The sequence below is a fragment of the Variovorax sp. FW301-JW7 genome (assembly GCF_058788795.1).
On the sequence record NZ_JBYTBC010000006.1, the window covers coordinates 218739 to 232489 of the forward strand.

General features: G+C 72.5%; 4 protein-coding genes. All 4 read right to left on the bottom strand.

The window, feature by feature from the left end; translation table 11 throughout:
* Nucleotides 1–3 precede the first annotated feature (3 nt).
* From AC3WQM_RS18380 to AC3WQM_RS18395, 4 genes are read right to left on the bottom strand one after another with little or no spacing between them, the layout of a single operon-like run.
* A complete protein-coding gene (locus tag AC3WQM_RS18380; RefSeq protein WP_492680707.1) occupies nt 4–7050 on the bottom strand; it encodes an SDR family NAD(P)-dependent oxidoreductase in 7047 nt (2348 codons plus the stop codon).
* On the bottom strand, nt 7050–12317 hold the full coding sequence (locus AC3WQM_RS18385) for an amino acid adenylation domain-containing protein (RefSeq protein WP_492680709.1): 5268 nt from the start codon (nt 12315–12317) through the stop codon (nt 7050–7052). The genes AC3WQM_RS18380 and AC3WQM_RS18385 overlap by 1 nt, the downstream gene beginning before the upstream one ends.
* Nucleotides 12318–12322: 5 nt before the next feature.
* A complete protein-coding gene (locus AC3WQM_RS18390) occupies nt 12323–13024 on the bottom strand; it encodes a 4'-phosphopantetheinyl transferase family protein (protein ID WP_492680711.1) in 702 nt (233 codons plus the stop codon).
* Nucleotides 13002–13748 (bottom strand): thioesterase II family protein, encoded by a 747-nt coding sequence (locus AC3WQM_RS18395; protein WP_492680713.1) that lies wholly within the window; start codon nt 13746–13748, stop codon nt 13002–13004. The genes AC3WQM_RS18390 and AC3WQM_RS18395 overlap by 23 nt, the downstream gene beginning before the upstream one ends.
* Nucleotides 13749–13751 lie beyond the last annotated feature (3 nt).

A 13751-nucleotide genomic window follows, 5' to 3' on the forward strand; every position in this document is an offset into this window, starting at 1 on the left:
CAGTCATGCGCCTTGCGCGTCGGCGAGGCGGGCATCGGCGCCGCGCGCGCCGTCGTCGAGCGCGGCGCGGTCGAACATCGCACCCATCGCCACCACGATCTTTCGCGGGCCCTCGAAGGGGTCGCGTGCATGGGCCGCGAGCATGTTGTCGAGCATCACGACGTCGCCCTGGCGCCAGTCGAAGCGCACGGCGCAGGCCTCGTAGGCCTCGCCGACGATGTCCATGGTTTCGTCGGCGATGGGCGAGCCGTCGCCGTAGGTCACGTGGCGCGGCAGGCGCTCGACGCCGCCCATGGCCAGCAGGTCTTCGCGCACCTGCGGCTCGAGGCAGGCGACGTGGTGCAGCTGCACCTGGTTGAAGAACACGCGCTCGCCGGTCAGCGGGTGGCGGATCACGGCGGGGCAGCGGGTGCGCGTCTGCAGCGTGTCGCCGTCGAACCAGCGCCATTCGATGCCGGCGGCGGCCATGCGCGCCTCGACGTCTTCGCGGCGGTCGGTCTTGTAGAAATCCTGCCAGCTCACGTCCAGGCCGGGCGTGAAGGTGCGCACGTACTGCAGCCCCTTGCGCTCGAAACCGGCCACCACCTCGGCCGGCAGGCGGCGCAGCATCTCGCGGCAGTCGACGATGGGCGTGGCGCCGCCCACGGGCGACGGCAGCTCGCAGAAGAACCACTGCTTGCGCGGCCAGCGGTCCAGGTGCGCGCTCTCGTTGTGGAACAGAATCATCTGGCGCTCGGGGTACGGCGTGGAGCGGTAGGTCTTCTTGCCGCCCTCCTTCTTCGGCAGGTCGCCGTAGCTGCCGTACAGCTCGGGCTCGATGGCTTCGGCGAAGGCCTCGAAGTCCTGCGGGGTCTTCAGGCCAAAGTCGCGGAACAGGATGCCGCCGTGCCTGGCGACCAGCATCTCGATGTAGTCGGCCTGGCCCTTGGCCCAGGCCACGGTGTCGAGTTCGGGGCTGGTGGCTTGCAGCACGATGGGGAATTCGGCGCCGGGCTTGAGGAACGAGGTCTGCACGGCGGGCCGCGCAGCGGCGCGCACGGGGGCGCGGCCGGCGCCCAGGGCGTCGAGCTTTCCGAGTTTGCCGAGCTTGTTGTCCAGTTTCGAGGCCGGGCGGACGTTGGGCGCGTGGGTCATGGCGATGGATTCCTGCGAGGGCATGGGGGCCAGCGCGTCGATCGGCTGGCCGGGTGTGGCGACGATCCGCTCCAGCAGCGCGTGCCACGAAGCGGTGAAGGTTTCGACGGTCTCCCGCCGGTAGAGGTCGGTGGCGAACACCCACTCGGCGGTGAGCGCGCCGTCGTGTTCGCTGGCGAACACCGCCAGGTCGAACTTGGATTCGTTCATCTGCTGGGGCAGCACCTCGACCTCGGCGCCTTCGATGGCGAACCGGATCTCGGGCGTGTTCTGGAGCACGAAGAGCACCTGCACCAGCGGGTTGCGGTCGCGTGCGCGCGGCACGCCCGACAGCTCGACGATGCGGTCGAAAGGCACGTCCTGGTGGTCCATCGCGGCCAGGGTGTCGGCCTTGGTGGCGGCCAGCCATTGCGCGAAGTCGGCGCCTGCCTTCGCTCGGCGCGAGCGCAGCGGCACCACGTTGACGAAGAAGCCGAGCAGCCCTTCGAGGTCCGGGTGGCCGCGGCCCGCGACGTCGGTGCCGATGGCGATGTCGTCGGCGCCCGAGGCCTGGTGGAAGAACAGGAAGAACGACGACAGCAGCAGCGTGAAGAGCGAGGTGTCCGACGCCCGCGCGAGCGCGGCCAGCGACTGCGACAGCGCCGGCGACAGCGTGAGCCGCACCGAATCGCCGGCGTGCGTGGGCACGGCCGGGCGCTGGTGGTCGGGCTTGATACCCGAGGCCTGCGGCGCACCCGCCAGCCGCTCGCGCCAGAACGCGGCCTTCGGCGCGAAGCCGTCGGAGGCCAGCGCGCGCGCATACCAGACGGCGTAGTCGGCGTACTGCACGGGCAGCGGCGCCAGTTCCAGCGGCTGGCCGCGCCGCGCGTGTTCGTAGAACGCGGCCAGCTCGCGTGCGAACACGGCAATCGACCAGCCGTCGAACACGATGTGGTGCACCACGAGCACCAGCACATGCTCGCGCGCGGCCATGCGTACGACGGTGGCCTTGATCAGTGGCCCTTCGGTGAGCGCGAGCGGTGCGCGCGCCAGCTCGTCGAAAAGTTGACCGTAGCGCGCGCCGTCGTCGAGTGCGATGACGGGAATGTCGAGCGGCGCACCGGGGCGCACGACGGCCATGGGTTCGCCCTCGTCGTCTTCGGTGAACACGGTGCGCAGCACCTCGTGACGCGCCACGATGGCGTCGATGGCGGCGCGCAGCGCGCCGATGTCGAGCTCGCCGTGCAGCGCCAGGCCGGCCGACATGTTGTAGGCCGCGCGGCCGCTGCGGTTCGCGGTGTCGGTGAGGCGGTCGACCAGCCAGAGGCGGCGCTGCATCGGCGACAGCGGCAGCGCACCGCCGCGCGCGACGGGCGTGATCTCCATCGCGCTGCGCTGCGGCGCGCTGGTGGCCGGGGCGACACCGAGCCGCGCGGCCAGGCCGGCGATGGTCGGCGCCTTGAAGAATTCGCTGGGGTGCAGCTCGGTCGCGTAGCGCTTGCGCACGCGCGACAGCAGCTGGATGGCCACGAGCGAATCGCCGCCGAGCTCGAACAGGTTGTCGTCCACGCCGATGGGCGCGATGCCCAGGCGCTCGGTCCACAGCGCGGCGAGCGCGGTCTCGACCTCGCCCTGCGGCGCGACGAACGGGGTCTGCAGCGCGGGCCTTGGATGGGCCGCGCCCGCGGCGGCGGCCGGTGCCTCGTCGCCGAGCAGGTCGAGCATGCCGTTGTCGAGCGGGCCCAGGCGCGTGGCCAGGTCGGTGGTCGAGATCACGGTCTGCGCCCGCGCCGGGCCATTGACGATGCGCTCGAAGACGCGCGCGCCCTCGGGGCCGTCCATGCCGATGTCGTCGGGCACGTCCATGTGCGCGGCCATGCCCAGGCCGCGCCAGGCGTCCCAGTTGACCGAGAACACCGGGAACGCGCCGAGCCGTTCGTGCGCGACGGCCACGGCGTCGAGGTAGGCGTTGGCGGCGGCGTAGTCGCTCATGCCCAGGCCGCCGGCCACGCTGGAGATGGACGAGCACAGCAGCACGAAGTCCAGCGGCTGGCCGCGCAGCGCGTCGAACAGCACGCGCGTGCCGCGCACCTTGGTCGCGAACACGGTGTCGACCTGCGCGCGCGTGCGCCCGGCCATCATGCCGCCGCCCGCATCGCCGGCGGCATGCACGACGCCGTGCAGCGGGCCGAAGCGGGCATTGGCCTGCGCGAGGGCGGCACGCACCACGTCGGCGTCGGACACGTCGGCCGACACGGTGAGCACCTGTGCGCCGAGCGCTTCGAGTTCGAGCAGTTGCTGCAGCCGCGCCCTCAGATCGGCGGGTGTGCTGTCGGCCACCACCAGCGCCGGCCATTCCGCGCGCGACGGCAGCGCGGTGCGGCCCAGCAGCACCAGCCGCGCCTGCCACTGCACGGCCAGGTGCTTCGCCAGCGCGAGGCCGACGCCGCCCAGACCGCCGGTGACAAGGTAGACGCCCTCGCGGCGCAGACGCGGCTGCGCGGCAGCGGTCAGCGTCGCGGATTCGTAGGTCTTGATCCAGCGGTGCGCGCCGCGACAGGCCACGAGCGGCTCGCCGGGCTCGGCCTGCAGTGCCGCGGCCTCGGCCACGATCTGCGCGACCAGCCGGCCTTCGGCATCGCTTTCGGGCGCGGGCAGCACCACGTCGATCACGCGGCAATGCACGCGCGGGTACTCCTGGCCGATCACCTTGCCGATGCCGCGCAGCGTGGCCTTCTCGGGGAACAGCGGCTCGGTGCCGGTGACGTCTTCGAGCTGGTTGGCGACAACGGCCAGCGGCAGTGTGCGGTCGCCGGCTTCGAGCGATTGCACGAGCGCGAGCAGGCTGAAGAAGCTGCGTTCGAGCAGCTCGGCCTGCGACTGCTGCGCGGGCAGCGCTTCGTCGAGGCTCCAGAGGTGATAGACGCCGGTGATGGCACCGAAGTCGGCCGCGATCTCGCTCTGCAGGCGGGCGTGGTCGTCGCGCGCGCCGGGGCGCAGCGTCCAGTGGCCGTGGCCCGTGCGTGCGAAGGCGCTGCCGCGCTCGGCCAGCACGACGGTGCGGCGCTGCGCGCGCAGCTGGCGCACGAGGTGGCCCGTGAGGCTGCGGCTGTCGCCGAGCACGAGCAGGCAGCCGTCGGCATCGCTTGAAGGCGCGAGCACCAACGGCTCCGTGCGCTGCCACGAGGGCACGTAGAACGCGTCGGCGTTGGTGCGTTGCACCGCCTTTGCGGCGTCAGGCGCTTCCACCCAGTAGCGGCGGCGCTGGAACGGATACGCCGGCAGCGGCACGCGCCGACGCGCGGCGCCCGCGCGGCAGGCGGCCCAGTCGATGTCCACGCCCGCCACCCACAGCTGCGCCAGCGTCTGCGCGATCTGCTGCGCATTGCGTGCCTGCTGCTGCGGGTGCGCCTGGCTGGCGAGCACGCCGGCGGCGGTGTCGGCCAGCGGATGCTGGCGCGCCAGGCCCGCCAGCGTTTCGCCGGGACCGACTTCGAGCAGCACGCGGCCCGGCACCTGCAGCAAGGTGCTCACGCCGTCGGCGTACTGCACGGTGCCGCGCAGGTGGCGCGCCCAGTAGGCGGGGCTCATGGCCTCTTCGGGCGTGATGAGCTGGCCCGTGACGTTCGAGACGAAGGGGATCGTCGGCGGCCGGCGCGGCACCGAGGCGATGAGCGCTTCGAGCGGCGCGAGCAGCGGCTCGGTCATCGCCGAGTGCGAGGCGATCGACACATGCAGCCGGCGCGGCAGGTGGCCCGCCGCGCGCAGCCGCGCCTCGGCGGCCTCGACCGCTTCGCGCGGGCCGGAGATCACGCACAGCTGCTCGGCGTTGGCGGCGGCGAGGTCGCAGCCCGGCGCCAGGAAGGGCGCGAGCGCGGATTGCGACAGCGGCACGGCGGTCATCGCGCCGGGCGGCATCGACTGCAGCAGGCGCCCGCGCAGGGCCGCGACGCGCAGTGCATCTTCGAGGCGGAACACGCCCGCCAGGCAGGCGGCGACGTACTCGCCCAGGCTGTGGCCCATCATCACCGCGGGCCGCACGCCGCGGCGCATCCACCACTGCGCCATCGCGTACGCGACGACGAAGAGCGCGGGTTGCGCGAGCGCGATGTCGAACAGCCGCGCGTCGGCCTCGGCTTCGCCGCCGGGCGCGGGGAACAGCACGGTGCGCAGGTCGAAGCCCAGCTCGGGTTGCAGCAGCGCGCAGCAGCGGTCGATGTCGTCGCGGAAGGCGGCATCGTCCTCGTAGAGCGCGCGGCCCATCTGCGAGTGTTGCGTGCCACCGCCGGGGAAGAGGAAGACCACTTCGGGCGCCTGCGCGGGCGCGGCGCGCACGGCCAGTCCTTCGCCCGCCGAGAGCAGCTGCGCGGCCCCTTCGGCATGGTCGGCCACCACGGCGCTGCGGTGCTCGAAGACGCGGCGGCCCGCCTGCAGGGTGTGGGCGACGTCGGTGAGCCGCAGTGTGGGGTGCGCGCGCAGGTGCTCGGCGAGTTGCTGCGCGGCCTGCCGCGTTGCGGTCGCGCTGCGGCTCGACAGCGGCAGCACTTGCCAGCCTGCCGTTGATTCGGACGCAGCGACGGGCGGCGCCTCTTCCAGCACGACGTGCACATTGGTGCCGCCGATGCCGAAGGAGCTGACGCCCGCCCGGCGCGGCGTGTCGCCCTCGGGCCAGGGCTGCGCCTCGGTGTTCACGCGGAACGGGCTGTTCGCGAAATCGATCTGCGGGTTCGGTTGCTCGAAATGCAGGCTCGGCGGCAGCGTGCGGTGGCGCAGCGCCAGCGTCGCCTTGATGAGCCCCGCCACGCCGGCTGCCGCATCGAGGTGGCCGATATTGGTCTTGACCGAGCCGATGGCGCAGTAGCCGCAGCGCCCGCCATCGCCGCCGTCGGCACAGAAGGCCTGCGTGAGCGCGGCCAGCTCGATCGGGTCGCCCAGCGTGGTGCCCGTGCCGTGCGCCTCGACATAGCCGATGGTGTGCGCGGGCACGTCGGCCATCAGCTGCGCCGCACGGATCGCGCCGGCCTGGCCCTGCACGCTCGGTGCGGTGAAGCCGATCTTGTCGGCGCCGTCGTTGTTGGCGGCCGTGCCCTTGATGACGGCGTGGATGGTGTCGCCGTCGCGCAGCGCGTCGGCCAGCCGGCGCAGCACGACGATGCCCGCGCCGCTGCCGATCACCGTGCCCGCGGCCCGGGCGTCGAAGGCGCGGCAATGGCCGTCGGGCGAGAGGATCGCGCCGTTCTGGTAGCGGTAGCCGCCCTCCTGCAGCAGGTTGAGCCACACGCCGCCGGCCAGCGCCATGTCGCAGTCGTGGCTCAGCAGGCCCTGGCAGGCCAGGTGCACGGCCACCAGCGAGGTCGAGCATTCGGTCTGCACGCTCAGGGCCGGGCCGCGCAGGTTGAGCTTGTAGGCCACGCGCGTGCACAGCGAGCCGGCGGAGTTGCCGCTCATGAGGCCCAGCATGTCGGCGATGCCGGTGCTTGCATCTACACCGAAGGCGGGTAGCAGGTGCTTCATGAGATAGAGGTTGGGCCCGTCGCCCGCGTAGACGCCGACGGGCGCCCCGCCCTTCTGGCCGGTCGGCCAGCCCGCATGGTCCATCGCCTCCCAGGCGCATTCGAGAAAGATGCGCTGCTGCGGATCGAGGTGCTCGGCCTCGCGTGGCGAATAGCCGAAGAAGCCGGCGTCGAAGCGGTCGAAGCCGTCGAACAGCACGCCGGCCTTCACGTAGTCGGGGTCGGCCAGTGCGCGCTCGGGCACGCCGCGCGCGCGCAGTTCGTCGTCGCTGAAGACGGTGACCGACTCGACGCCGTCGCGGATGTTGCGCCAGAAGGCGTCCACGTCGGGCGCGCCGGGAAAGCGGCCGGCCATGCCGACGATCGCGATCTCGAGGCCCGTGGTGTCGGGGGCAGAAAGCGGAGTGTCGTCTTGCGCGTGCATCAGAGGGTTCTTTCCGTGGGTCGGCGGCGTTGCAGCAGGGCCGCACGCTGTTGCTGCGCGCGCTGTTTCGCCTGCGCGGCGTCGTCGGTGGCGGAGGCAGCGGCGGGGCCGCGCTCCTTCTGCTCGATGTGGCGGGCGAGCGCGCCGACGGTCGGGTACTTGAAGAGGTCGACCACCGCCAGGCCCGGCTGCAGGCGGTCTTCCACCAGCCGGTGCATGCGGATCACGAGCAGCGAGTTGCCGCCGAGGTCGAAGAAGTTGTCGTGCAGGCCGACCTGAGCAACCTTGAGCAGCTCGGCCCAGATCGCGGCCAGCGTCTGCGCGACGTCACCGTGGGGGGCTTCGTAGCCTGGCGTGCCGGCGGCCGCCGGTGCGGGCAGCGCGCGGCGATCGACCTTGCCGTTGGCACCGAGCGGGAAGCTGTCGAGCACCATCAACGCGGACGGCACCATGTAATCAGGCAACGCCTGCGCCAGCTGCGTCTTGAGCGTGATCGCGTCGAGCGATGCGCCCGCCGCCGGTGCGACGTAGGCCACGAGCAACGGGCCGGCTGCGCCCTCGTGCAGGCGCACCAGCGCCTCGCGCACGCCGGGCTGTTCGCGCAAGCGCGCCTCGACCTCGCCGAGCTCGATGCGGAAGCCCCGCACCTTCACCTGGTGGTCGAGCCGTTCGAGGTACTCGAGCTGGCCGTCGGCGCACCAGCGCACGAGGTCGCCGGTGCGGTACAGGCGACCGCCCGCCGCATCGAACGGATCGGCGACGAAGCGCTCGGCCGTCAGGGCCGGACGCCCGAGGTAGCCACGCGCCAGGCCGTCGCCACCAAGGTACAGCTCGCCGGGCACGCCCTGCGGCACAGGCTGCAGGTCGGCGTCGAGCACATGGGCCGTGCGGCGGCCGACCGGGCGGCCGATGGGGGCGTAGCCTTGCACGATGGCCTCGGCACCTGCGGACCACAGGGTCGGCGTGATCACGGCCTCGGTCGGGCCATAGGCGTTGACGACGCGTGCCGGGTGCAGCACGCGGCGGATCAGCGCGAGGTCTTCGCCGGTCCAGGCCTCGCCGCCGAAGAGCGCGAGGCGCACGGCGTGGTGGAACGGCGGCTGGTCTTGCAGCAGCTGGCGCGCGTAGGCCGGCGGCAGGTCGACCACGCTGACGCGGTGGCGCTGCAACAGGGCGTCGAGTTCGCTGGCGAGCGAGCACCACTGCGGCTGCAGCACCAGCGCGGCGCCGGTGGTCAGCGGCAGCAGGCACTGTTCGATGGCGGCATCGACGTGCGGCAGCGCGAACTGCAGCGAACGGTCGCTCGCCGTGAAGCCGCAGGCCTCGGCCATGGCCTGGAGATGCATCGACAGCGCGCCGTGCGCGACCGCCACGCCCTTGGGGCGACCGGTCGTGCCCGAGGTGTGGATCACGTAGGCCAGGTGGTGGTCGTGCAGCGTGACTTGCGGGGCCTCGTCCGGTTCGTCGTCGAGCGATGCGTCATCGACCGTGATGCGCGTGACGGGTCCGGTCACCGAGCTGCGGCTGCCCGTCAGCAGCAGCGCGGCGCCGCTGCCGGCCAGCAACTCCGACAGCCGCTGCGGCGGGTGCGACGGGTCCATCGGCAGGTAGGTGCCGCCGGCTTTCAGCACGGCCAGCAGGCTGGCGACGCGATCGATCGGGGCATCGACGGCCACGGCGACTGGCGTGTCGGGCCGCACACCGTGGCACAGCAGGCGGTGCGCAATATGGTTGGCGCGGCGGTCGAGGGCGGCGTAGGACAGTTCGGTGTCGCCTGCGATCAACGCGATGGCATCGGGTGCGCGGCGGACGTGCGCTTCGAACAGGCGATGCGCGGGCGTCGCAGCCAATGCGGACGATGTACCCGTGCCCCAGGCGTGCAATTGCGCCTGCTCTTCTGCAGCGAGCCACGGCGCATCGCCGATGGCGCGGGCCGGGTCGGCGGTCAGCACGTCGAGCAGCGCGCGGTAGTGCGTGGCCATGCGCGCGATGGTCTCCTCGTCGAACAGCTCGGCCGCCGCGGTGAAGACGGCGCGCACCTGGCCGTCGGCGCGCTCGCGGATGTCGAGCGCGAGTTCGCACTGCGCGGCGCTGTCGTCCATGCGGTACTCGTCGACCGCCAGGCCCGGCAGGCCGCGCAGCACGGCCGTGTCTTCGCGCAGCAGGTTGAACATCACCTGGAACAGCGGGTTGTGACTCAGGCTGCGCTGCGGCTGCAGGGCGTCCACGAGCTGTTCGAACGGCAGGTCCTGGTGGGCCTGCGCGCCGAGCGCGGCCTCGCGGGTCTGCGCGAGCAGTTGCGCGAACGGGGTGCGGCCGTTCAGCGTGGCGCGCAGCACCTGCGTGTTGACGAAGAAGCCGATGAGGCCCGTGGTCTCGGGGCGGTGGCGGTTGGCGACCGGCACGCCCACGCGCACATCGGGCTGACCCGTGTAGCGATGCAGCAGCGCCTGGAAGCCCGCGAGCAGCACCATGAACAGCGTGGCGCCATGCGCCTGCGCGGTGGCGTGCAGGCGGGCGACGAGGGCCGCGTCGAGGTCGAAGGCATGCGAGGCCGCGCGGTAGTTGGCGACCGCGTGACGGGGGCGGTCCGTGGGCAGGGCCAGCACGGGGTGGTCGCTTCCGAGCTGGGTGCGCCAGTAGGCCAGCTGGCGTTCGGCTTCACCCGCGGCGAGCCAGTCGCACTGCCACGCGGCGTAGTCGCCGTACTGGATCGCCGGTGCGGCGAGCGACGGCGTCTCGCCCTTCGCGTGCGCCGCATAGGCCACGCCGAACTCGTCGAGCAGCACCTGCAGCGAGGCGCCGTCGGACACGATGTGGTGCGTGACGATCGCGAGGATGTGGTGCGCGTCGCCGAGCTGGAGCCAGGCGGCGCGCAGCACGGGGCCGGCTGCGAGGTCGAAGGGCTCGGCCTGCAGCGCGCGCGCCTGTGCGGCGGCGGCGCCTTCACGGTCGCTGTCCGGCAGCGCGCGCAGGTCGATGTGGGCCAGCGCCAGCGGCGCCGCCGGCAGCACCTGTTGCCCGACCGTGCCGTCGGCCGCGGTGCGGAACACGGTGCGCAGGCTCTCATGGCGCGCGAGCAGGCCTTCGAGCGCCGCCTTCATTGCGTCGGCATCCAGCACGCCCGACAGGCGCAGCGCCACGCCCACATGGTAGGCGCTGTTCTGCGGATCGAGCTGCCAGAGGAACCACTGGCGCGCCTGCGCATGCGACAGCGCGAGCAGACCCGTGCGGCGCTCGGCCGGCAGGGCCGGGATCGGCTGGTGCGCGCGGCGCTGGCCGAGCGCCCGCACGCGCCGCAGTTCGCGCGCAAGGTCACCCAGGCGCGGTTGCTCGAACAGCGCGCGCAGCGGAAAGTCGATGTCCCAGCGCTCGCCGACACGCGCGGCCACCTGCGTGGCGGCGAGCGAGTTGCCGCCGTGGGTGAAGAAGTGCGCGTCGCGCGCCAGCGGCCGTTCGGCGGGGCGGCGCAGCACCTCGTGCCAGATCGTGGCGAGGGCCTGCTCGACCTCGTCGAGTGCGGCTTCGGATGTGTCGACTGCGGGGGCGCTGCCGCCCAGCACGAACGCGCCGTGGGCGTAGATCGCATAGGCGTCCGCCGTGCGATCGATCCATCCCTGGCGGCAAGCGCCGCGCTGCAGCTTGCCGCTCGTGGTCTTGGGCATGCCGCCCGGGTTGAGCAGCATCACGACCGACAGCGGCTCGCCGCACTGCTCGCTCACGGCGGCGCTCAGTGCCTCGACCAGCACCTCGGGCCGCACCAGCTTCTGGATGCTGCGCGACACCTCGGCCGCGAGGCCGATGCCCTCGCCTTCCGGCCCCTCGACCGCAAAGGCCGCGACGCGGCCCTTGCGCACGGCCTCGACCTCGCGCTCCACTTCGCGCTCGATGTCCTGCGGATACAGGTTGTGGCCGCGCACAATGATCATGTCCTTGATGCGGCCGGCCACGTAGAGCTGGCCGTCGTGCACGAAGCCCAGGTCGCCGGTGCGCAGCCAGCGCGTGCCCTCGTGCTCGACGAAGGTCTTCTGCGACACCTCGGGCTTGTTCCAGTAGCCGCTGCCCAGGCTCGGGCCCGAAGCCCAGATTTCGCCGACGCCGTCGTCGGCGCAGGCGGTCAGCGTGGCGGTGTCGACGATGCGCACCGCATGGTGCGTGACGCTGCGGCCGCAGCCCACGAGCATGGCGCCGCCCTCGTCGCGCACCACGGCGCCTTGCGCCAGGCGCGCTTTGTCGAAGGCGTGCGCAACCATGCCGGCGCCGCGGTGTCCGCCCGTGACGAACAGCGTCGATTCGGCCAGGCCGTAGCAGGGGTACACCGCTTCGGCCGGAAAGCCCGCGGGCGCGAAGCGTTGCTGGAACGACCGCAGCGTGTCGGCGCGCACCGGCTCGGCGCCGGAGAACGCGAGGCGCCAGGACGACAGGTCGAGCCTTTGCAACTGCGCGTCGGACACGCGGTCCAGGCACAGGCGATAGGCGAAGTCGGGCCCGCCGCTGACCGTGGCGCGCAGCCGCGAGACGGCTTCGAGCCAGCGCACGGGACGCTCGAGGAAGTAGCGCGGCGACATCAGCGCCACGACCGTGCCGCGGTGCATCGGCTGCAGCAGGCCGCCGATGAGGCCCATGTCGTGGTTCAGCGGCAGCCAGGTGACGAAGGTGTCGCTCGTGCAGACCGAAAGGCCCTCTTCGATCGCGCGCATGTTCGCCATCAGGTTGGCGTGCGTGACCATGACGCCCTTGGGCGCCGAGGTGGAGCCGGAGGTGTACTGCAGGAAGGCGATGTCGGACGCGGCCGGCGTGTGCGGGCGCCATGCGTCGGCGCCGGCGGCGTCGATCTCGTCCACGGCGATGAGCGTGGCCCGCGCGAAGGCGTCGGCCACGCCCGCCATCGCGTCGCGGATGGCGGCGTGGGTCAGCACGCAGCAGGCGCCCGCGTCGGCGGCGATGCCCTCGAGCTTGCCCAGGTGGCGCTTGCGCGTGGACTCGGGCGGGAACACCGGCACGGCGACGAGGCCCGCGTAAAGGCAGGCGAAAAAGCTCACGACGTAGTCGTCGCTGTTGTCCAGCATGATGAGCGCACGGCCGCCGGGCGCGAAGGCCAGCTGCAGGTGCGCCGCGAGGCCGCGCACGCGCGCGTCGAGGGCGCGGTAGCGGATGGTCGTGTCGAGTGCGGCGCCATCGCGGTCGGTGATGGCGATCAATGCGATGTCGTCGGGGCGCTGCGCGGCGAGGCCACGCAGATGGGTCACGAAGTCCACGGGATGCATCGGATTCACAGGGGTTGTTCCTTGGTGTGCCAGGCCAGCGCGGCGGCGTAGCCCGGCGGCGCGGACAGCGCCATCGCTTCGATGCCGGCCCACGCGGGCACGGCGCAGTCGACGGCGAGCGCGCCGTGGGCGTCGGGGTGGATGCCGACGCTTTGCAGGTGCTCGGCCATGCCGACGCCGGCGGCTTTCAACACAGCTTCCTTGCCGACCCAGCATCGGTAGAAGGCGCGTGGCAGGTCGGCGTCGCTGCGGATCTCGCGCTGCTCGCGCGCGGTGAAGGCCATGGCGAGCAGCGCGTCGGCGTCGGCCATGAGGTCGCGCGCGCAGGCCTCGATGTCCACGCCCACGCAGCGCACGCGCGCCGGATCGGCCAGCGCGATGAGCGCGTGGTCGCCGGCGTGCGAGATGTTGAAGAGGGGTGCGGCGTTGTCGCTGCCGGTTTCGACGAAGGGCTTGCCGTGTGCGTCGGCGCGCAACGGCACCTGTGCCGGACGGCAGGCGAGGCGCTGCGCGATCAGGCGGCGCACGGCGGCGCGGGTGTGGGCGAAGCGCACGCGGTCGGCGCGGCGGGCGAAGCGAGTCGCGCGTGCGCGCTCGTCGGGCGTGAGGTCGGACCAGGCATCGCCGTCCTCCACCGCGAGGTCCAGGTCCAGGCGGTGCAACGCGATGCCCGGCGGCAAGGGGTCATGCCAGGGCACGAGCCGCATCGACGCCTCCTGCCGCCATCAGCGCCGGCGCGAGGTGCCGCGCCAGCGCAGCCAGCACGGAGGTCTCGTGCTGGCGGATGAAGAAGTGGCCGCCCTCGAACCCCTCGAGCGTGAAGCGCGCGTGCGCGGTCTCGGCGGCCCAGGCCTGCATGCGCCACGGGGCGATGTCGTCCTGGCGGCCGGCCAGCACATGCAGCGGCACGAGCAGCGGCGCAGGGTCGGCGTGCACGAAGCTGCGGCACAGGCGGTAGTCGGCGCCGAGGGTGTCGAGTGTCATGCGCAGCAGCTCGGGGCTGTCGAAGAGTTCGTCGGGCGTGCCGCCCTGCTTGCGCAGGTCGGCGACAAGGGCCGCGTCGTCGATGATGTCGAGAAAGCGGTCGGGGTCGCGCTGCGAAGGCGCCGCGCTGCCGGAGACGATCAGCGCGCTCGGCAGCGGGCGCTGCTGTTGCCGCTGGTGCTGCGCCATGCCCCAGGCCAGCAAGGCTCCCATGCTGTGGCCGAAGAGCGCGTAGCGCCCGCGCAGCACGCCTTCATGCTCGGCGCACAGCTGCGCGACCATGCGGACGAAGTCGTCGACGAAGGGTTCGCCCAAGCGCCCGCCGCGGCCCGGCAGCTCGACCGGCACGACCTCGATCCAGCGCGGCAGCGCACGCCGCCAGCGCAGATACATGGTGGCGCTGGCGCCTGCGCAGGGCAGGCACAGCAGGGGCAGCGAGGCCTGCATGCG